This is a genomic window from Bacillus sp. FS02 (genome assembly GCF_024398395.1).
In the GTDB taxonomy this organism is placed as follows: Bacteria; Bacillota; Bacilli; order Bacillales; family Bacillaceae; genus Bacillus; species Bacillus altitudinis.
Window position 1 is genome coordinate 1,537,476 of record NZ_CP074101.1, and the last position, 20,381, is coordinate 1,557,856.

The 20,381-nt window shown below is 43.2% G+C and carries 19 protein-coding genes; 4 read left to right on the forward strand and 15 right to left on the reverse strand.

The genetic code is table 11. The features are described from left to right. Positions 1-31: 31 nt before the first annotated feature. Positions 32-835: a nucleotidyltransferase domain-containing protein gene (locus tag KFQ09_RS07720; RefSeq protein ID WP_080688145.1), complete on the reverse strand. Its 804-nt coding sequence runs from the start codon at positions 833-835 to the stop codon at positions 32-34. Between the two features lie 60 nt (positions 836-895). Between KFQ09_RS07720 and KFQ09_RS07725 the strand changes: the two genes are divergently transcribed. Continuing rightward, a complete protein-coding gene (locus KFQ09_RS07725) occupies positions 896-1,210 on the forward strand; it encodes a hypothetical protein (RefSeq protein WP_008342068.1) in 315 nt (104 codons plus the stop codon). A 70-nt stretch (positions 1,211-1,280) separates the two neighbouring features. Here the strand turns inward: KFQ09_RS07725 and KFQ09_RS07730 are convergent, their stop codons facing one another. Continuing rightward, positions 1,281-2,243 (reverse strand): acetylxylan esterase, encoded by a 963-nt coding sequence (locus tag KFQ09_RS07730; RefSeq protein ID WP_060832064.1) that lies wholly within the window; start codon positions 2,241-2,243, stop codon positions 1,281-1,283. A gap of 210 nt (positions 2,244-2,453) precedes the next feature. Between KFQ09_RS07730 and KFQ09_RS07735 the strand changes: the two genes are divergently transcribed. Then, the gene (locus tag KFQ09_RS07735; protein WP_060832063.1) at positions 2,454-3,239 is read left to right on the forward strand and encodes a carbon-nitrogen family hydrolase; all 786 of its coding nucleotides are present in this window, start codon (positions 2,454-2,456) and stop codon (positions 3,237-3,239) included. 45 nt (positions 3,240-3,284) lie between these two features. Here the strand turns inward: KFQ09_RS07735 and KFQ09_RS07740 are convergent, their stop codons facing one another. After that, positions 3,285-4,190 carry a LysR family transcriptional regulator gene (locus tag KFQ09_RS07740; RefSeq protein ID WP_216895645.1) on the reverse strand — a complete coding sequence of 302 codons (906 nt, stop codon included), beginning with the start codon at positions 4,188-4,190 and terminating at the stop codon, positions 3,285-3,287. Between the two features lie 118 nt (positions 4,191-4,308). Here KFQ09_RS07740 and KFQ09_RS07745 point away from each other — a divergent pair, with 118 nt between their 5' ends. Then, positions 4,309-5,082: a class I SAM-dependent methyltransferase gene (locus tag KFQ09_RS07745; RefSeq protein WP_255836187.1), complete on the forward strand. Its 774-nt coding sequence runs from the start codon at positions 4,309-4,311 to the stop codon at positions 5,080-5,082. 228 nt (positions 5,083-5,310) lie between these two features. On the opposite strand, the gene KFQ09_RS07750 is transcribed toward KFQ09_RS07745, so the two are convergent. The 5 genes from KFQ09_RS07750 to KFQ09_RS07770 all read right to left on the reverse strand — a co-directional run bounded on the left by KFQ09_RS07750 (position 5,311) and on the right by KFQ09_RS07770 (position 10,667). After that, positions 5,311-6,687, reverse strand: coding sequence for an MFS transporter (locus KFQ09_RS07750; protein ID WP_058336338.1), 1,377 nt, complete (start codon positions 6,685-6,687; stop codon positions 5,311-5,313). A gap of 120 nt (positions 6,688-6,807) precedes the next feature. Further along, positions 6,808-7,815, reverse strand: a complete 1,008-nt coding sequence (locus KFQ09_RS07755; RefSeq protein ID WP_255836188.1) for a LacI family DNA-binding transcriptional regulator — start codon at positions 7,813-7,815, stop codon at positions 6,808-6,810. 77 nt (positions 7,816-7,892) lie between these two features. Beyond that, the gene (locus KFQ09_RS07760) at positions 7,893-8,840 is read right to left on the reverse strand and encodes a dihydrodipicolinate synthase family protein (protein WP_060832059.1); all 948 of its coding nucleotides are present in this window, start codon (positions 8,838-8,840) and stop codon (positions 7,893-7,895) included. Positions 8,841-9,250: 410 nt separating this feature from the next. Further along, on the reverse strand, positions 9,251-9,808 hold the full coding sequence (locus tag KFQ09_RS07765) for a shikimate kinase (RefSeq protein ID WP_007498270.1): 558 nt from the start codon (positions 9,806-9,808) through the stop codon (positions 9,251-9,253). Between the two features lie 85 nt (positions 9,809-9,893). Next, the gene (locus tag KFQ09_RS07770) at positions 9,894-10,667 is read right to left on the reverse strand and encodes an IclR family transcriptional regulator (RefSeq protein ID WP_113747516.1); all 774 of its coding nucleotides are present in this window, start codon (positions 10,665-10,667) and stop codon (positions 9,894-9,896) included. A gap of 143 nt (positions 10,668-10,810) precedes the next feature. Here KFQ09_RS07770 and KFQ09_RS07775 point away from each other — a divergent pair, with 143 nt between their 5' ends. Further along, entirely contained in the window at positions 10,811-12,172 is a 1,362-nt protein-coding gene (locus tag KFQ09_RS07775; RefSeq protein WP_255836189.1) for a hypothetical protein, read from the forward strand. Between the two features lie 242 nt (positions 12,173-12,414). Here the strand turns inward: KFQ09_RS07775 and KFQ09_RS07780 are convergent, their stop codons facing one another. From KFQ09_RS07780 to KFQ09_RS07810, 7 genes are all read right to left on the reverse strand, one after another. Beyond that, on the reverse strand, positions 12,415-13,725 hold the full coding sequence (locus KFQ09_RS07780) for an MFS transporter (protein WP_046342583.1): 1,311 nt from the start codon (positions 13,723-13,725) through the stop codon (positions 12,415-12,417). 45 nt (positions 13,726-13,770) lie between these two features. Further along, positions 13,771-14,973 (reverse strand): CaiB/BaiF CoA transferase family protein, encoded by a 1,203-nt coding sequence (locus tag KFQ09_RS07785; RefSeq protein WP_046342582.1) that lies wholly within the window; start codon positions 14,971-14,973, stop codon positions 13,771-13,773. A gap of 86 nt (positions 14,974-15,059) precedes the next feature. Next, positions 15,060-15,440, reverse strand: coding sequence for a cupin domain-containing protein (locus KFQ09_RS07790; RefSeq protein ID WP_017366575.1), 381 nt, complete (start codon positions 15,438-15,440; stop codon positions 15,060-15,062). Positions 15,441-15,463: 23 nt separating this feature from the next. Further along, on the reverse strand, positions 15,464-17,224 hold the full coding sequence (locus tag KFQ09_RS07795; protein WP_060832057.1) for a thiamine pyrophosphate-binding protein: 1,761 nt from the start codon (positions 17,222-17,224) through the stop codon (positions 15,464-15,466). A 38-nt stretch (positions 17,225-17,262) separates the two neighbouring features. Continuing rightward, entirely contained in the window at positions 17,263-18,036 is a 774-nt protein-coding gene (gene aroD, locus KFQ09_RS07800; RefSeq protein ID WP_255836190.1) for a type I 3-dehydroquinate dehydratase, read from the reverse strand. A 9-nt stretch (positions 18,037-18,045) separates the two neighbouring features. Then, entirely contained in the window at positions 18,046-19,479 is a 1,434-nt protein-coding gene (locus tag KFQ09_RS07805) for an aldehyde dehydrogenase family protein (RefSeq protein WP_099496289.1), read from the reverse strand. Beyond that, positions 19,476-20,333 (reverse strand): citryl-CoA lyase, encoded by an 858-nt coding sequence (locus KFQ09_RS07810; RefSeq protein ID WP_082114286.1) that lies wholly within the window; start codon positions 20,331-20,333, stop codon positions 19,476-19,478. Before KFQ09_RS07810 ends, KFQ09_RS07805 begins: the two co-directional genes overlap by 4 nt. Positions 20,334-20,381: the final 48 nt, after the last annotated feature.

The window sequence follows — 20,381 nt, forward strand, 5'->3', positions numbered from 1 at the left end:
AGTCTGCCGCTATCCGGCTGACTCTCCCCTCCTACGCCCACACCTCATCAAGGGTAGACTGCAAAAGCTTATTTAATTCTTCAGTGAGATTGTCCTTCGGCTGATTGTAGCTTTTCACCAATTCATCAAAACGAGCCAGCTCTTTGTCGATAAATGGATGGACATGTACAAGGCGGTCCTCTAAATCCATTTCTTCTCCGTCCATTTTACGTTTGAGCAGTTCGTGAATTTCTGCTAACAGCGGGCCTTCCTCCACTAGCTCCTTGAGTAATTCATGAAAGTCCATGGGTGGAACCGTCCGGTAACGTTCAATCCACTGGCAGGCAAGCAGCGGACGAAGCACATAGAAATACTTCTTGATTCGCACCTGCTCTCCTCGTAAATGCCGGCTCTCATTCCGTTTCGCCATATTGAGGTAATGATACATCAATGCTGCGGGATAAAACGCTCGATCCTTTAATTCTCTCAGCTGCTTGGCTAGAGAGAAGGATTCAGCATAAATGATATCAGAAGACAGCCATTCCATAATGGACGGATTCGATTTATTGAATAAACGCAGCGCCTTTCGCAGCTCCCAGCCGCTGATATCAAGCATGTCATCAATCGGCCGTTCAATGACATCACGATGCTCTTCCATCGCCCAATACCATTCTTTCCGGGGAACGTATAAAAAGCGAACATCATAATCACTGTCAGTTGAAGGAAATCCCCATGCCCTGCTGCCCGATTCAACGGCGAGACAAATCTTGATGTCATACGTTTCTTCGATGATTTTCAGCTCTTCCTTAATTCTTTCTCTCAAGTGTCCATCAACTCTTTCTATAGAATTCTGCATGACTTCTTCACCTTTTGGGAAAATACGAATAAGACATATATGAAAAAGGAGTTGGATCTGATGTCTATATCTCGCATTATGAAATGGATCACTGGGATTTTTGAAGCTTGCCTTGCTATCCCTGTGATCGGAGGTCTATTCGTTATCAGCAATGGCTATTCACCGCTCATGGTCATGCTTATTCTGCATATTATCACACTCGTCTTATCGAAGCGAGACCAGGGACCAATGATCGGAAGTATCATTGGAATTGTCACATCCTGCCTGGCATGGATTCCGATTCTCGGATTCATCCTTCACATCATCACAGCCCTTGCCCTGATCGTTACAGCATTAGTACCTGATGAAAAAACAAGACAGAACACCAGTTATTAAGCTGATCGCTCCAATAGCTGAAAAAGACAAAGAGCTAAAATGAATGTCATTTTAGCTCTTTGTCATGCTCTTATGTTGATAGAAGCAAATGCTTTTGTAAAAAGGACAGCTTCTCTGTTTGAAAAGCAGGAATAAACTCGTGCCCAAAATATCGGTACACTTTCAGCTCTTTATCTGTTTCTAAATGATTGTATGCCGCAAACACGGTGGATGGCGGTGTCACTTGATCAATCAGACCGATCGCCATCAATGTTGGCTGTTTCACCCAGCCGGCTAAATTGATTAAATCAAAATAGCTTAATGTCTCAAATGCCTTTTCCTCCACTTTCGGATCACTGTTTCTTCGAAAGTATGAATTGATTTCTAAATAAGGCTGCTCCAAGGCTACATCAACCGCACGCTCAAAATTTGATAAGTAAGGATAGTCTGCCACAACGACTTTTGGAATATCTGAAAGGGCTGCGGCCGCAATCGCTAACGCACCCCCCTGACTTCCACCGATCACGCCGATACGGTGTTCATCTACTTCGGGGAAAGACTGAATGACTTCGAGTGCACGAACAGCATCTAGATAAACACCTCGATAATAGTACGTATCCTTCGACAAAATGCCTTTTGTCATCCACCCTAATGCATGCCCGCCTGGCGTCACTGATGTGTCTTCACTGCCACCTTGACCACGGACAAGCATTCCAAACGTCGCATAGCCATGCAGCGCCCAATTGACAATATCATGAATACCACCGTCATAGCTTCCGTTATAGCCATGAAATCGAACAAGAGCAGGATGCGGACCTGTTTGATCAGGTACGGCATACCAGCCTTCAATACGCGATTGCCCAAAGCTCTGATACGTCAGGCGGTATACGTTGACCCCTTTCACTGGATAATCAAAAGGGTCTAACGTTGGTTTGGCCTTCACTTGATTCAGTTCTTCCAGAGATGATTTCCAAAAGTGAGCAAAATCAGGACGTGCTGTTTTTTTGGGTTTATATTCTTTTAGATCTTCTAGTGGTAAATCGAACAATTGCATACCCTACTATTCCCCTTTGTTTTGTTAGTTATATGTATCATATCATTGATTTCTCGACTTAGAAAGTCATTTAACAAAACCTTCTGACATTTCTATTGGCAAAGATGGCGGAAAGCTTTATGATAAAGAAACTGGCTTGAAGACTAGATGCTTCAGGCAATATCACCCGAACCATTCATTGCATGAAACGAATAAAGGAGGCAGACCGACATGAACATCGCCCTGATTCAAATGGACGTACAAATAGGAGAACCTGATGTAAACTTTCAGAAAGCAGAAGAATGTTTAGAAGAAGCCATCCGCCAACAGCCTGATTTGATTATTCTACCTGAAATGTGGAATACCGGCTATGCGCTGGAACAAGCGGATGAGCTTGCCGATGCAGATGGCGAGCGAACAAAACAACTCTTCTCTTCCTTTGCCCGCAAGCACCAAGTGTATCTCATCGCAGGCAGTGTTTTAAATAAGAGGACAGAAGATGAAAACATCACCAATACAATGTATGTCTTTAACCGTCAAGGTGAGCTTTTGTTAGATTATGATAAAATTCATTTATTCCGCTTAATGGATGAACACAACTATTTAACCGCCGGTCATCAGCTTGGTTTATTTAACTATGATGAAGATGTCAAGATTGGCACCATGATCTGCTATGACCTCCGCTTCCCTCAGCTTTCTAGGACGCTCGTGAACAAAGGGGCGAAGGTGCTTGTTAATACCGCTCAATGGCCGTCAGCAAGAGTGGACCATTGGCGCAGTCTGCTCATCGCAAGAGCCATTGAGAATCAGTCATTTGTGATTGCGGTGAACCGGACGGGCACAAGCAGAGACACTGAATTCCCTGGTCACTCCATGGTGATTGACCCGCTCGGACGCATTCTACTTGAGACAAATGATGAAGAAGACATTTATTATGCAAACATTGATCTTCAGCTCGTAGATGAAGTGAGACAACAAATCCCCGTCATGACAGATCAGCGGCTGGATTTATATTAGAAAGCAGGGGACTCCCCTGCTTTTTACGTTTAATTAAACGTTTGTTTAAGCTTTTCCTTGATTCTGTTGAAGGTCCATGAAGGCTTGCGCGGCTTTCGTTAAATATCTTTCTTCCACATATGCAAACACAAGTGTGCGGGTTGGGCATGAATCAATGTGTAAATAAGTGACTGCTTTCCTTTCCTCTTGTGCCACCATTTTCGGCACCACCGTCACACCTAGCTCATTTTCAACCAATGCCTGAGCTGTTTGAATATGACTTGTTTCAAATGCAATCCTCGGCCGAAAGCCATGATGACGGCACAGTTCCGTGACCACTTGCCGAAAGCCATATCCCTCTTTCAGCATAATAAACGGGGCATCTTCCAGAAGATGAAACGGGATAGACCCTTCTTGATCCGCTTGATTGATGATTTCATTGAGTTCATCCGTCAACCACGGTTGAGCCGTTTGCGGAATGGCGAGGAGAAGCGGCTCTGTCAGCATTTGTTTTGTTTTCAATGATTCATGCTCGACAGGCAGAGAAAGAATCGCCAGATCCAGTTTCCCAGCGAGTAAACGTCTTTCTAGCTCACGAGGCGATTCTTCTATCAAATGAACGTGAACGTGCGGATACGTTTGACAATAGGTTTTTAATAAACTTGGCAGGACATATCCCCCTGTGACAGCTGGCGCACCGATCAACAGTTCTTTCCCCACCTCATAAGCAGCTTCCCCCATCTCACGCAACAAATCATCTCGTTCCTTCAAAATGGTTTCTGCTCTTTTGATCAATCGGTTTCCTTGAGGTGTAGGAGTGACTTGTCCATACTTCCGAATAAACAGAGGAGTATCTAATTCCTCCTCAAGTTTTTTAATTTGCTGACTTAACGAGGGCTGTGCAATGTGAAGTTTTTCCGCTGCTTTTGTAAAGCTTTGCTGCCGGTACACTTCCATGACATATTCCATCATTCGTATATCCACTTCTCTCACCTCATAGGTTTTAACTATTCATATCATATCTTTTATGTCTTAGACAAATCACGGGAAGAACCCTACGATAAAGAAACAACAAAAAGGGGGTAAAGGAATGAATCCATATTCAAAAGCCGAGAAACAATTCTCACAAAATGCAGAGAACTACCGAGATTCACCTATCTTTGCAGCTGGAAAAGAACTTGAATGGATGAAAACGGCGGCGAAGGCAAAGGGCGATGAGCATCTACTTGATATCGGCTGCGCGGCAGGTCATACCGTTTTTTCCTTTTCAGACGTCATCTCTAAAGGAATCGGGATTGATGTCACACACAAAATGATCGAGGTTGCTACAGCACTTGCGGATGAGCGCCAGCTGAACCACATTACGTTTGAGCAGGCATCCGCAGACGCATTGCCCTTTTCTGATGCATCATTTGATCTGGTCACATGCCGATTTGCTGCTCATCACTTCCCACATCTCCCGGCAGCCATGTCTGAAATCAGCCGAGGCTTAAAGAAAGGCGGCAAATTTCTACTTGTCGATCATTATGCACCTGAAAACCAAGCACAGGATGACTTTATTAATCATTTAAATAGACTGAGAGATCCCTCCCATGTGCGAGAAAGCTCGTTATCAGAATGGAAAGAGCTTTTCGCTGACAACCATCTGACGAAAGAAGAAATCCGTTACTGGGATCTGCATATTGATTATCAGGACTGGATCATACGAGGACGTACACCAGAGAATGTTCAAAAGGAAATCGTTGCCCACCTTCATGCTGCAGACGATGAAACGAAACAGCTGTTTCAACTGCAATTCGACGAACATCGTCAGCCAACATCCTTTTGCCTAAAAGCCACACTGCTTCAAGGGATCAAACATTAAACTGATCGAAAAAGTCTACCCTAGCCGGTAGACTTTTATATTATGAATATACATTTCCACTATCTGATAGATATACTTTTCATGTTCGTGACAAGGAGTGCTGATAATGTTTCTATTATAAGATAATTGAACTGAGGTAGGTTAGGCTTTTTCAAAAGTGTACGTAAATCCTCTGAATAAAAAAAGAACCTACCCTCTTTAGAATAAGTTCTTCACTGCATGCATCACTTACGGTGCAATATCCTCTAATACTTTCTCTCTCGTTTCGATCATTTTAAAAGCAAGAATTGCTCCCACTACAGTCACACTTGCAAAAAGAATAAAAATAGTTGAAACACCGCTCACCTCTAAAATAAAACCTATCATAATAGGAGCAATCGCTGAGGCCAGCCTAAGCCACGCTGTAGCAAATGCCGTACCAATTACCCTCATACGGGTTGGATAGATTTCAGGTGTATATAAATAGAGAAGAACTGTAATTGTCCCCATCATTCCGTAGGCAGCGGACCCTAAATAAATAACGCTTTCTGGAGAATTTGCTCCGCTGATCCATAAAGCCGTTAATAAAGCACCTGTTACGATAAATGCAATGGTTGCCCAACGCTTCCGTCCTACTTTATCGATTAAAAATGCACAAGCGAATACCCCTATGGTCTGTAAAATATTTGTGAGAGAGGCTGCCCTTAATGAATCTCCAACTGGCAAATTATAAACCGTATTATAAAGACTCGGTAACCAGTTATTTAATCCATTCGATACAAAGTAGGCAGAAAACCATAGTCCCCATACGATCAATGTTCTTTTACGATAAAAAGTAGAAAAGAGCTCTTTCCAGTCGCCTTTTTCAGTGCTGCTGGACACTTGCTTTGCAACAGGCATTCGTTTGTCTGTACTAGCTTCAATCTCTTCAATGATTCCTTCGGCTTCATCTAACCTGCCTTTTGAAATAAGCCATCTTGGAGACTCGCGTAACATGAAAAAGAAGACAAAGACGATTAAACCGCCAATTCCACCAATCAAGAACATCCATTTCCACCCAAAGCTAGGTACAACAAATGCACCAATTTGAGCTGAGATCATTAATCCTAATGGAAAAATCATCTCATAGAGCATAAAAAATCTCCCTCTCCCTTGGGCCCGGGACAACTCATTGATATATGAGGCCGCTACTGGCACTTCTCCTCCTACTCCAATCCCCTGTATAAAACGAAAAATAAAAAGGGCCATAAAGTTACCTGAAAATACACATGCGATACTCATAATAGACATGAGAAATACAGTCCACTTTGCACTAAATACACGGCCACGTCTTTCTGCTAACCATCCAAAGAAAATAGCACCAATCGCTTGTCCGATATAACCAGACCCAATAAGAAGACCAATTTGAGCAGGTGATAAATTCCACATGCCGATGAGAACTGGGAGAACAAACGCTAAAGATAGTGCATCAAAAGCATCAAAAAAGGTAGCAGATCCCATAATGATACGAGGTTTTAAATGCCATCTCGAAAAAGGTACACTTTCCATCCTAGTCAATAGTTGCGAAGCTCTATCAACAACTTGCTCATCATGAGAATTTGAATTTCCGCTGAGTTCTAACGTCATGATATCTCCTCCTTAATAGAGGAAATGATGCAAAAGTACATGCTGATGAGCACAAAAGAAATCGCTTACATTTTAAATGAAGAGACATTCTAAAGCGATCATATGAGTTTTCAGCATCTATCATTTCTTTTTTGGCGTTCCCGTGGTGCCACGATCTACATAGTACATCGGGAAGATATGTTCCATCTTCTCTAACTGTTCTCCTTCTACTAACTGCGTTAGTAAAGAAACCGCTTTTCTTCCCATTCCAACTAAATCAACATGAACAGAAGATAAAGAAGGGGTTAGAAAACTTGCAATGGGCACATCATCAGCACCAACGACAGACAAATCATGAGGTATTAACACATTTGCGATATCTGCCGCTTTCATGACCCCTATCGCCAAAAAATCTGAAGAGCAAACAACTCCAGTCATGTGCTGGTTTCCTTGGAGAAATTGAGAAACCACTTCTACTACTTTTCCCCCATCAAATTCATCTAACTCAAACACAAGCTCTTTGTTCATTGTTAATCCTAAATTTTTCAGTGTACGCTCATACCCCTTGTAATACCTCACACTATGCATCGAACTCATTGGACCATTGACCAGTCCAATGGTTCGATGACCTTTATCAAATAAGGCCGTGACAGATTGACACACACCTTCCTCATCATCAGGCCTGACACATGGAAATGGAGAATCCTCTAAGTAACTTCCGACAACGATAATGGGAATAGCTAAACTTTTTAACCAATCCATACTCAATTCTTCATTTCTTGGAGAAAATAAAATGGCACCATCTACAGCCTGCGTTTCAAGTAATCGCTGCTGCTGTACAGATGTAAATGACATCAACATATTGAATTCAGTCTCATCTAATTCCTTCGCTATCCCATCTAAAATCGTCGAAAAAAATGGATTATTCAAAATATATGAACCACGAGGAACCACGACAGCAATATTGCCAGTCTTTCTTTTAACGAGCCCTCTAGCTCCTAAATTAGGACGATAGCCTAATTCATCAATCACTTGTTTAATTCTTTCAGCCGTTTGAGCACCTACTCCTGGTTTGCCACTTAATACTCGGGAAACAGAGGCGATAGATACTCCAGCTTTCAATGCGACATCTTTAATACTTACTGACACATTTCATACCTCCGGGAGTCTGTTGTTTTATACTCTATTATAACCCGACTCACCTTCATCATGAAATCAATGGTCTGTTATTTACTAACGTTTTCCTTAAGTAAACCAACACTTTGAAGGCCCTGACGAATCTCTTCTTTTTCCTTTTGAGTTAAAGGTAATACTGGCTTCCTCGCAAGCGAACTGCTGATCAAACCTCGCTGGAACATCGCTTCCTTCATTCGCAGATGAGAGGTAGAGGAAGGTTCATCCATTTTATACACAGCATGCTTTAATTCAAAGATTCTATCGTACACTTTATTAGCCGCTACAAGGTCTTGTTCTTCCACACATTTCACAAGCTCAGCAATCAAATCTGGTACAAAACAGCCGAAACCTACAAGCGCCCCATCAATTCCTTGAACTAATGTTGGCAATAAATATTCATCGTGACATGTGAGCAACGATACATCTGGTGCATGCTTTTTCAGTGCGCGCACATCGACTTCATATTGCGCCATGTCTCTTTGACCGATTTTAAATGAGACAACGTTTGGAATCTCCGACATTTCTAATAATTGACTGGTTGTATAAGAGGTTTTTGTCCATGTTGGATACTGATGAACGATGATTGAAATGTCAATTGCTTCTGCAACATCTTTAAAGAATTGGACAGGTGACTCAGGCTGCATACCGAATCTCAGCCATGAATGTGGCGGCATAAGAAGAATACCTTCTCCACCAGCTTCCTCCACTGCTTTTGCATGCTGGATCGCTTCAATTGTCCCTTCAGCAGAAACCCCAGAAATGACAGGAATTTCTCCCTTTAATTCGTCGGCTGCAATACGCACAGCTTCAGCTCGTTCATGTGGCAGCAAAGTCATAATCTCGCCAGTATGTCCATTGACAACGATCCCATTAATCCCTTCGTGCCCCGCCACCCAGCGAACAAGCTTACGAAAAGCAGGTTCATCAATTGAATAGTCATCTTTAAAAGGAATTAAGACTGCCGGGAATACACCGCTCCATTTTTCTTTATTTTTCATCAACAAATTCCTCCCCATCCGTTATAGTAAACGTTTACGGTAAGCGTTTACGTTAATAATCATAGAATGATATAACCGAAGGTGTCAACCAGATTTTTAAAAATTATAATAATTCAAAAAACTATTATTGGAATTTAGATACTATTTTATTTTTTCAAAAAAAGAAAATGAGAGATATATGTCGTTTCCCGCATCAATCAAAAACCTCATCATCTTGACTTAGTTGTAGTCTAATCACCACTTTTTTCAAATGGCTAGACACACCACATAAAGGATGCATGCATTTTGATATAATGACGAAGAAAAAAACATCTTTTCTTCTTTTTTTCATCCATCATCCAACTTATACTGTCATTTCTTTGACTACTCTAGATCTAATAGAAAAAGTCTACCCCTTAGGATAGACTTTTTTATTTCGAATATAGATCCCAGCCGAGCTTGAGTGTGTCGACAATATAATTGGCGACTTCTTCAGCTTCTAGATGATCTGTTTCCACTCTTGAGTTATGAAGGGAATAAATTTCCCGGCGCTCTTCAAACAGCTCTTTCATCTCGTCAAGCGTGCGGTTATGAAGAACAGGACGGTTTTCAATTAAAATATCCAGCCGTTGTTTCCAATTCTCCCAAGATAGGTCAAGGAAAAGAACCGTACAATGCTTTAAGCAAGATCGTTTGATTTCTTCCTGTTTAAACGCACCGCCTCCAAGAGACACGATCTTTAGCTGAGTATGTTCACATAAATCGACGATATAGTCCTTTTCAGCCTGTCTGAAGAACGCTTCTCCTTTTTGCTGAAACATTTCTGGAATCGTCATGTTGTACTTTTTCTCAATCTCCTGATCAACATCAATAAAATCTCTATATAACTTTTTGGCAACCAGCTGCCCAATGGTTGTTTTCCCAACGCCCATAAAGCCAATGAGGACAATATTTCGCTGTCTCACAGGAATCTCTCTATTGTTTTTCATGTTCGTGACACGTCCTCCTTACGACAAGGAATGCTACATAATGTTTCTATTATATGATAAATGGACTGAGAAAAGATAGGCATTCTTAAAAATTGTGTTTGACGACGTAACCGAGCTGTTCGGAGAGCTTCTCGGCATGCTCTTTCACTTTTTGCTGCAGCTGAGGGATGACATCTTCAGTAAATCGTTGGGTCGGTCCAGATATGGATAAACATGCCTGCACTTCCCCATGAATGTTAAAGATCGGTGCCGCCACTGCCGCCGATCCGACTTCCCGTTCATCAATACTGCAAGCGGTATGCGTTTCAAGAATATGACGACATTCTTTTTGCCATTCCTCCATCGTCATGTGATCAGCCTCAGATGCGAAAACTTGCTGTTGAAACTCTTCGGTTTGGAAAGCAAGCAGCACCTTTCCACCAGCACCAGCGTATAACGGCAACTTCTCACCGATTTTCACAAGATGCCGAATCGATTGCAGCCCTTCGGCTTGTTCAATACATACCCTGCTTTTGTGATCGAGCACATACAGGTTGACGGTTTCCTTTGTTTCATCACGAAGTGTGTACATGAGCGGTTTTGCCAGTTCCCTCAATTTGATGGACTTCCCAGCAATATAACCGAGAAGATAAAGTCTTTGACCGAGCCGGTACTTCATTGTCTCTTGGTTCTTTTCCACAAAATGATTCATTTCAAGTGCCTTGAGCAGTCTCGTTGTGGTAGACATTGCTAAGTTCATCTCTTTTGAAATGTCCGTTAGCGTCAACTCTTGACGTTCTTCGCTAAAGCAAGAAAGAATATCCAAAGCGCGCTGAACGGTACGCAATCCTGATTCTTCTTTTGACTTCTTATCAGCCATGTTCACTTTCTCCTTTTCCCCTTTGATTTCTTATCGACATGATTGACCAATTTTGCTATAATCCATTTTAAATGTTCCATTAAAAGAAAACAAATTCCACTGTACGGAATAAAACCAATAGATGTTTTGATGGAGGAGATATCATGATCTACCTGCTACTTTTCACACTTCTTATTAGCTTATACATCGTTCATCAACTATTCCCTGCTCCCATTCTCTCCTATTTGGTTGGTCTGCTGGCGACTGCTTCGCTCACCATTTCCTTTAAGAAGGCAAGTGGGCTTTATTTGAAAACGGGTGCTATGTTTCTCTTGATTGGATTGGTGTTATTTTTCTGGTCAGAACAGCCTTTGCATACGCTTTTTCTTCATTTTCATTCCATGTTAGGCTTGCTTTCTTTATTTTTCATGCTGCCATTTATTCATTCTCTCATACACGTTGGACATTTCGATACTCAATTAAATAAACTGCTTACCTTACATACAACGAGCACAAATCAGCTTTATCGCAAGAGTTCATTTGTCACTCATGTTCTTGGTATGTTTTTAAATATCGCAACGATTCCCTTATTATATACATCCTTGAAACCATCGCTGAACGCCCTTCAGGAACAAGTCAAACAGCACCTTTATACGCGCAATCTTTTAAGGTCATATGCGCTATGTCTTAGCTGGAGTCCTGTCGAAGTACTGGTGAGTGTCACCATTGATGCAACCAAATTGAAATATTATCAGATTGCACCCGTTACGTTTTGTTTAATGGTGCTTGTGCTGTTGACGGATTGGTTGCTGTTTTCTCGTCAAAGCAAACGATTGCCGCATATCATCCAGCCGGCAGAAGTTCACTCCAACCCTCATCGCATCAAGAGAAAAACCCTTCAGCTTGCTTTCATGCTGCTCAATTTTATGACAGTCGTTTCGCTTGTTGACGCCTGGATTGGAAAAGGTTATCTGTTCGCTGTTGTGCTGACGATTATTCCTTTCGCTCTATTATTCTCGTCTATCATCAAAAAACGAAAACAATATGTAGCTGTCTCTATTCCCCATTGGAAAGAACGAACCCGTCAGCTCTCCAATTATATGTGTCTATTTTTAAGCGCGGGCTTCTTTGTCGATATGCTACTTGTCACAAACAGCCTGCAGCCGATTCAAGCATTTATCGTCAGTATATCAGATCATGCCATTTGGGTTTATGGGGTCATCGGGCTGTATTTTCTCATCACCGCTCTTTGCGGTTTTCACCCGCTCGTTTCGCTTGCTCTCTTAGTGAGCTTGATGGCACCTGTCATTCATGAACTGCCTGCCCTTCCCATCGCCATCATGTTCATTATCGCTGGAACCTCAACGGTCATGTTTAGCCCATATAATGTATCTGTCTCCCTATTAGCAGATTTGATGAAGGTCAATCCTTACCGAATCACTCGATGGAATATCTGGTTTGCTGGTTTTTATATCAGCATGGGGATCGCATGTGCAACGATCATCACCGTCATCTTTTATTCATAGAAAAAGAGAACCCAATGAGTTCTCTTTCAAGATTGTTGACAAAGGGCTAAAATGAACTTGATTTTAGCCCTTTGTCTTTTTTTCAGTGTGATAGAAAACCTTTTCAGCCCTAGGAAGGACGAGTACCGACGCGGAGCGATTTTGACATTCGTGAGCACCGGCACACAGGACTGACACTGAATGCGAGGGTTTGTCTACACGCTGAAAGAGAACCCAATGAGTTCTCTTTTTCTTACTCTCTATTATTTTAATTGAATCCGTTCAATCTTACCTACAATAAAGATATACGACAACGCTCCGCCTAATGCCACTAGGCTGACGAATAAAATACCGCCGTTGTAAGAGCCTGTCGCCGATACAATGAATCCGATGATCAGCGGGGTGATGATGCCGGATAAGTTAGCAAAAAAGTTGAATACGCCGCCAGCCAGCCCGACCATTTCTCTTGGTGCCACCTCAGACAGCATGGTCCAGGAGATATTAGACAGTCCTTGCGCAAAGGACGCGATGGATAAAATAGTCAGCACAAGCGGGATATTCGTTGTAAAATTCGCTAAAACAATGGTACTTGTCAGAAGCAGACCGACCACAACCGGCAGCTTTCTTGCTACATTGACCGATACACCCTTTTTAAGCAGCCAGTCAGACACATAGCCTCCAAACAGCACCCCAAAGAATGCAGCAATGTATGGCAGGGATGCCGCAAAACCCACTTTGAGAAAGGCCATATTTTTCGCCTCTGCTAAATAGGTCGGAAACCATGTTAAAAAGAAAAAGAGGGTAGACGCAACAGAAAATTGACCAATATAGAGTCCAATCAATTTACGATATTTTAAAAGTGCGGCAAAGTCTGCCCATTTCAATTTCTCCTGTGATGCCACAGTCAGTCCTTCGCCTTGACGGATCAATTCTAACTCATCTTCATTGATCTTCGGATGCTCTTTCGGTTCGTGATAAAACTTGTACCAAAAGAAAGCAAATATAATACCGAGCGCACCAGCAGTGATAAAGACGGTTCTCCAATCGAAAGTTGTCATGATCCAAAAAAGAAGAGGTGTCGCAAATGCAAGCCCCACATACTCTCCAGCGGTATAAACCCCTGTTGCAAATGCGCGTTCCCGCCTTGGAAACCATGTGGTCACAATGCGATTATTCGCAGGAAATGCGGGAGATTCTGTAATTCCGATAAACAAACGGCAGCCAAATAAGAAGGCAAAGCTGTTCGCAAACGCCTGTAAACCGGTGAAAATAGACCAAGTCACAAGTGATATTCCATACGTTACCTTTGATCCAAACTTATCAAGAATAAAGCCGCCAGGGATCTGCATGGCTGTATAGGTCCAGCTAAATGCTGAAAAGATGAGGCCTAATAAGGCAGGGTTTAATTGCAATGAAGACTGAATCGCAGGTGCAACAATGGATACACTGGCTCGATCAATATAGTTAATAGCGGTAATAAAAAACAACAGAATCAAGATGCCGAAACGAGCTTTTGTTGGTTTCACATAAGCAGGCCGCAAGTCGTTCCCCTTCAGTTCTGAATGCACTTTCATAACCATCCTCCTTTGTTTCCGCAGCGTGCGGATCGGTTGAGTGTCTTAAATGACCCCTTTTTCTTCTAACTGTTTACACTCTTCTTCTGTGAAGCCAAGCATTTTCGTTAAAATGTCATAATTATGTTCACCTAAATCAGGCGCAATATGGCGAATACGGCCGGGGGTTTTTTCAAACTTCGGAATGATCCCAGGCACCTTCACTTTTCCAAGACGCGGATGATGCACCTCGACAATATTTTCTCGTGCTTTAAATTGCGGATGCTCAAAGATATCCCGAATGCTTAGAATCGGACTCACAGGCACACCATGTGTATCTAGAATGTCTAGGACGTCATCTCTTGTTCTGGACGCAATCCACTGCGAGACGATCGCATCCATTTCATCGTTATGCTTCAGCCTAGCTGCATTCACAGAGAATTTCTCGTTCTCTAGTAAATCTAAGCGATTCATCGCCTCTGCCAATCGATTAAAGGTCGAATCTGTACTCGTCACAAGAACCAAATAATGCCCATCCTTTGTCTCATAGGTGCCGGCAGGGCTTGAATGACCGCTTAACCCTGGTGAACGCTCACGCACCTTCCCTAGCTTGTCATATTCAGCAACCAAAAACTCTAACATGCGGAACACAGATTCATAGAGAGCCAAATCCACCATTTGCCCAGTTCCTTCTGAATGAGTGTCACGGTAATACATCGCTGTCACAGTGGCAAACGCCACATAGATTCCTGCGATATAATCCGTAAGGGAAAAGGACGGGCTGACTGGATGCCGATCTGGAAACCCTTGAATATATGTAAAGCCGCTAAACGCCGTCGCAGGTGTACCAAACCCCGCCTTGTCCTTAAATGGACCGGTTTGCCCATAACCCGAAACACGAATCATAATTAAACGAGGGTTGATTTCTTTTAATACATCGTACCCAACGTCCCATTTTTCAAGTGTTCCTGGACGAAAATTTTCAATGATCACATCAACCTGCGCTGCCAGCTTTTTAAAAATGTCTTTTGCTTCTTCTTTGTGCAAATCGAGTGTAAGAGATTTCTTATTCCTTGAAAGCCCTGACCACCTCAAAGGTTCACCATCTGCAAAAGGACCAACATGCCGCAGTGTATCCCCTTTTCCAGGAATCTCGACTTTAATGACCTCTGCACCGAAATCCCCTAGAAGCACCGCGCCGTATGGTGCAGCAATCATCGTAGAAACATCTAATATTTTGATTCCTTCAAGCGGTGTATTCTTATTCATTGCTTGACTCCCTTTCGTTCAATTGATAAAGGGCTAAAATGCTTTCTATTTTAGCCCCTTTTCTTCTTTCTCTCGTGCAAGGTTTTTTAGTCCTTCGGAAGCTGCCCTTGCGGTGTATAGAGCCAAATCAGCCATAAAGGTTCGTCCCCTGTGTTTACATGCTGATGCGGGACACCATCAGGAATAAACATAAAGTCATTTTGCTTAAATGATTGTCTTTCTCCATCGCAAATGACTTCGCCGGACCCTTTAATCACATAATCAAATTCCTCTGAACCCGGGTGATTGTGTACCGAGCTTGCTTCGCCCGGCTCAAAAATAGTGAGTCCTGCCATCATATGCTCTGACCCTACGGTATCTGGTGTGATCGTTTGAAACACTTTCCGAATCATTTTCTCTTCTGGATGATCTAAACCTAACCATAATGGATGACCGTCTTGAAATGGATTTAATACTTTAATTTTCATTGTTTATTCCTCCCTAGTCATGTTTAGTTCACACTGACATGTGAACGTTTTGTATTTGGTGAATAAATATCATTAATGTTCCAATGTCCATCAGTAGGCACTGGATCATTTTTCATCGCTACATCAATGACACATGGTTCCTGAGAAGCAATCGCTTCAGCCAAAGCTTCTTTGAATTCAGAAGCCGCTGTAATTTTGATCCCCTTCATCCCATAACCTCTCGCAATGGCTGCAAAATCAGGCGAATAGCTTTCTCCATCTTTTCTAAAAACAGTGCCGTATGTCGTTTCATAGTGTGCCATTTGCAAGCCGGCGATCGTCCCAAACGCACTATTGTTCATCACAATCCACACGACAGGAATGTTTTCTTCCATGGCTGTTGCGAGAACAGATGGATTTTGACCGAATCCGCCGTCCCCAACAAGTGATACAACGACACGGTCAGGCTGGGCAATCTTTGCTCCAAGTGCAGCGGGAGCGCCAAATCCCATCGTCGCAAAACCACCTGGGGTTAAAATAGTGCCTGGCGTGTATACAGGAAATTGCTGTCCGACCCCATTTTTATTCCAGCCAACATCGGTTGTAATGAAAGCATCCGGCGGCAATACTTCTCGCACTTCCTGCAAAATACGCTGTGGTTTCATTGGGAAAGACTCGTCTTGAATATTCGTCAAATTGCTCTTCTGAAATTCCTCACGATATGCCGCAATGTCCTTTTTCAATTCAGGGCGATCCAGACCTTCTGGCAGTCTTTCTTTCGCCACACGATTAAGTACAGTCAACGCCTGCTTGAGATCTGCTACCGCTCCAATTTCCACAGGATAATTTCGGCCAATTTCATTCGGATCAATGTCAATATGAATGAGCTTGGTTGATTGGAAATTGAACGTATACTCCGATTCCCACGAACTCGCATCTGCTTCAGCAAAACGGGTGCCTAAAGCCAATATATAGTCCGCTGCTTTACACTGATCATTGATAAATTTCGTCCCCCAAAACCCTGTCATGCCAAGGGTCATTGGATGATCATCCGGCATCGCCCCTTTCCCCATCAAAGAATGGGCAACAGGGATGCTCAAATGGTCAGAAAATGCCTTTAACTCTTCTGCTGCATCGGCTAGTAAAATGCCTCCCCCTACATATAAGAGCGGTTTGTCTGCCTGCAGCAATCGATCTAATATCCGATTCGCTGTTTGATCATCAATAGATGGTTTTTCAACGGTTTGTGTATGATGAGCGATTTGTTCAAATAACGACACATCTAAGTCTTTTGAGAACACATCCATCGGAACTGAAATTAGGACTGGCCCAGGGCGGCCGCTTTCAGCTAACTGAAACGCTTTTGATAAAATTTCTGGAAATAATTCTGGAATGTCGACTCGCCATGCTCTTTTCACAAATGGGCGATAAATTTCGTATTGAGAAGCATCGGAATGAAGATTGATTTCTTGGTGTGGGTGCTTTCCGTAGTAATGACTTGGAACATCTCCTGCAATGACAACCATTGGAATGGAATCGAGTGCGGCATTCGCTACGCCTGTTGCCGCATTGGTGAGTCCAGGACCTAAGTGACTGAGCACAACAGCCGTCTGTTTTTTCGCTCGTGCATAACCGTCTGCTGCATGCGCCGCTATCTGTTCATGTCTAACATTCACAAATTGAATACGGCTTTTTTCTAGGGCTGATAAAAAAGCAATATTCGTATGACCGCACAGACCGAAGATATGCTCAACTCCTCGATTTTCTAAATACTGAATGACCTGTGTAGATATATTCTTCTTCATGTTTCTCTCCTCTCACGGTGCAGCTATGAATCTGCTACTCACTGATTCTTTGAAAACACAATCGATAGAACGGTATTCAAATCCTGTATCGCAACTTGTCCAGGTGCTGAGCTTTCTTTCCCTACAGCAAAGGTCATGACAGACCCAAAGAGTCCACCTACCATTCTTGTGAAGGCGCCATATTCCCCCATCGCCATCGAAATAACGGGGATGGACAGATGCTTTTTCGCCTTGCCTGTCGCAGAAAGTAGTGTCAATGCATCCTCATAGGAATGCGGCATGACGGCGATCTTTGCAATGTCGGCACCGACCGATTCTGCATTGGTGAATAGTTCCACGAGCCGATCCGCCTCCGGGGTACGCTGGAAATCGTGGTACGACACAATCAAGATGACCCCGTTTCTCTTAGCCGCCTGACTGACTTGCTGGATATGCGAGACATCATGCATTAATTCAAAATCAACGGCAGCCACAAGATGAGTGGTACAAAGCTCGACAAGCAGGGAAACTTTTTCATCCTCTGAGAGTGAGATGCGTTCGCCGCCCTCTTTTTCAGAACGAATGGTGAATAAAAATGGGATGCTACCTGCCTTTTCAATCATCCCTTTCAGGGTGGTGATGACTTGTTCCTTGTCATTGAGGTGATTGAAAAAATCTGCTCGCCACTCTATCACATCAGGCTTTTTATCAGCTAACACCTCAACTTCAAGAAACAATTCTTCCTTTGTTTGTCCAATGAGCGGCGTACAAATCATCGGCTGACCGCCTGTCTGCGCACTTTTCACCTTTTGCTGAAAGACATTCACATCCATCTGCCCCCTTTATAGCCCATTTGGCAGCACAACCATTTTGGTTTCGGTCATCTCCTCGATGGCGAAACGCGGGCCTTCCCTTCCAATACCGCTTCGTTTAATCCCGCCATATGGCCAGTGATCTAGTCTGAAATTCGATGTCCCATTGATGACTACGCCGCCAGTTTCAAGCTCTTTTGCTGCGTGTAACGCAACATCCAGCTGATTCGTAAAGACGCCTGCCTGCAAACCATATCGACTATCGTTTGCTTCTTTGATTGCCTCATCCAGCTCCTCATATGGGAGAATGCTGACAACTGGACCGAACACTTCTTCACAGACGACCTTGGCTTGTTTTGGCGGGTTTAGCAAAATAGCCGGTGTGATGCTTGCGCCATTTCGTTGTCCTCCATATAGAAGCTCGGCACCCATTTTCTCTGCCTCTCGTATCCATGCCTCCACACGTTTTGCTGCCTGTACATCAACCATACAGCCGATATCACTTTCACTAGACAGCGGATCTCCAACGACGAGCTGTTCTACTTTTTGTTTAAGTGTCTCAGTAAATGTCGACAAAATTTGCTTGTGAACATAAATTCTTTGAACAGAAATACAGCTTTGACCAGAGTTGCTAAAGCCCGTTTTGGCGCAAAGAGATGCGGCTTGCTCGATATCTGCATCATGATGAACAATCGTCGCTCCATTTCCTCCGAGTTCCAGCAGTACCTTTTTTAATCCAGCAGAGTTTGAAATATGTTCTCCGCCCACCGCACCGCCAGTAAAAGAAACAAGATTGGTTCTTTCATCCGTGACTAACTGTCTGCCGGCGTCTACTCCCCCAATCACAAGCTGCAGGCTCTTTTCAGGAAACCCTGCTTCAAGCAGGAGCTTAACAAACGCTGTGGCAACAGCTGATGTTTGCGGTGCTGGTTTTAAAATAATGGCATTCCCTGCCGCAAAAGCTGGACCGATTTTGTGACAAATTAAGTTGAGAGGCGCATTAAAAGGCGTAATCGCCAGCACAACCCCAACCGGCACTTTAAATGTCATCGCCATTGCTCTCTGTCCACGGGAAGATACATTGCCTGGAATGGTCTCACCGATTAATCGATTGGCTTCTTCAGCTGACTGTGCGAGCGTTTCAATTGATCGTGAGACTTCATCTCTTGTATTTTTAAGCGGTTTGCCTAATTCTAAAGAAATGAGTTTTGCGAAATGCTCTTTTTGTTCTTCCAATAAAGCGGCTGCCTTTGTTAGAAGCGTTGAGCGTTCTAATGCTGATATTGCCGCTATTTGTTTTTTAGCTTGCTGCGCAATAGAAAGCGCTTGTTCTATATCTTCTGAGGATGCAAGATAGGATGTACCAATCATTTCCCCAGAGTATGGATTGATGATATCTTCTTTGCCATGGTTTGCATCCAGCCATTCGCCGTTTATATATGACAACGCTTTCAATTCACTCAAATTCTCTCACCCTCCTTCAAGTGACGCGTCCCGACCCCCGCATAACGAACAAGTCTTTCTTCATTCGGACAAGGGCCTTTCACTAGGGCACCTTTTGTCAGCTCTTCATATGCATGCGCCACGATGCCCATTCCTCTGGATAAGGAAAAGATGCCTTTTGCCGCTTCAGCTGGAATGCTTAATTCACATTGGATCGCAGCAGATACACCATCTATATTCATCGTGATTTTTTTCCCTTTTAATTGTTCAAGTTCATGCCTAATCGCCTCAGCTAACCGTAAGTACGTTCCGCTGATATCACCTTGCTGCACATATGTTTGACTCAGCTCATACAGCCGTCTCACTCTCGGATCATCGTCATGCAGCTGATGACCGATCCCCGGAATTTTTTCCTTGCGGGCTAACCACGTCTGACATACTTGCTTTGCAGCAGACTTGATATCCTTGTGTTCATCGTAGGCTGCTTTGGCGTCGTATAACATACGCATCGCCTTTTCACCAGCTCCGCCATGAATATCACCTAATAGATTCACCCCTGTTGCAACAGAAGAATTAAACGAAATGCCGCATGTAACCGCCATTCTTGCCGCTGCAATAGACGGTGCTCTTGGCCCATGATCCGCACCTGCGACAAGAACACTTTCAAAAAGAGCTGCCTTCGAATCATCTAGTAATTCACCAACAAGCAGTAGATAAAGCATTTGTGGATACGATAATTGACCAATAAGCTCTTCAATTGGATAGCCCCGAAGTTCAATTGAATTTTTTTGAATATGACTAATCTCAGTCTCCCACCAAGCGCCTCCTTCTTTGTATATTTCCAGTGCACTTCGATTTTTCATTGTGTGAATCATTCCTTTAGCCACTTATTTGGAGATGAACGACTCCTTATATTCCGTCTA

Bases quoted from the DNA above. Each gene is read 5' to 3' on its own strand.
- KFQ09_RS07735 (WP_060832063.1), top strand. From the start codon at position 2,454: ATGAACATCGCCCTGATTCAAATGGACGTACAAATAGGAGAACCTGAT.
- KFQ09_RS07740 (WP_216895645.1), bottom strand. From the start codon at position 4,190: ATGATGGAATATGTCATGGAAGTGTACCGGCAGCAAAGCTTTACAAAA.
- KFQ09_RS07760 (WP_060832059.1), bottom strand. From the start codon at position 8,840: ATGAAAAATAAAGAAAAATGGAGCGGTGTATTCCCGGCAGTCTTAATT.
- KFQ09_RS07745 (WP_255836187.1), top strand. From the start codon at position 4,309: ATGAATCCATATTCAAAAGCCGAGAAACAATTCTCACAAAATGCAGAG.
- KFQ09_RS07765 (WP_007498270.1), bottom strand. From the start codon at position 9,808: ATGAAAAACAATAGAGAGATTCCTGTGAGACAGCGAAATATTGTCCTC.
- KFQ09_RS07725 (WP_008342068.1), top strand. From the start codon at position 896: ATGTCTATATCTCGCATTATGAAATGGATCACTGGGATTTTTGAAGCT.
- KFQ09_RS07790 (WP_017366575.1), bottom strand. From the start codon at position 15,440: ATGAAAATTAAAGTATTAAATCCATTTCAAGACGGTCATCCATTATGG.
- KFQ09_RS07810 (WP_082114286.1), bottom strand. From the start codon at position 20,333: ATGATTCACACAATGAAAAATCGAAGTGCACTGGAAATATACAAAGAA.
- aroD (WP_255836190.1), bottom strand. From the start codon at position 18,036: ATGGATGTGAATGTCTTTCAGCAAAAGGTGAAAAGTGCGCAGACAGGC.
- KFQ09_RS07775 (WP_255836189.1), top strand. From the start codon at position 10,811: ATGATCTACCTGCTACTTTTCACACTTCTTATTAGCTTATACATCGTT.
- KFQ09_RS07750 (WP_058336338.1), bottom strand. From the start codon at position 6,687: ATGACGTTAGAACTCAGCGGAAATTCAAATTCTCATGATGAGCAAGTT.
- KFQ09_RS07730 (WP_060832064.1), bottom strand. From the start codon at position 2,243: ATGCAATTGTTCGATTTACCACTAGAAGATCTAAAAGAATATAAACCC.
- KFQ09_RS07770 (WP_113747516.1), bottom strand. From the start codon at position 10,667: ATGGCTGATAAGAAGTCAAAAGAAGAATCAGGATTGCGTACCGTTCAG.
- KFQ09_RS07720 (WP_080688145.1), bottom strand. From the start codon at position 835: ATGCAGAATTCTATAGAAAGAGTTGATGGACACTTGAGAGAAAGAATT.
- KFQ09_RS07780 (WP_046342583.1), bottom strand. From the start codon at position 13,725: ATGAAAGTGCATTCAGAACTGAAGGGGAACGACTTGCGGCCTGCTTAT.
- KFQ09_RS07795 (WP_060832057.1), bottom strand. From the start codon at position 17,224: ATGAAGAAGAATATATCTACACAGGTCATTCAGTATTTAGAAAATCGA.
- KFQ09_RS07785 (WP_046342582.1), bottom strand. From the start codon at position 14,973: ATGAATAAGAATACACCGCTTGAAGGAATCAAAATATTAGATGTTTCT.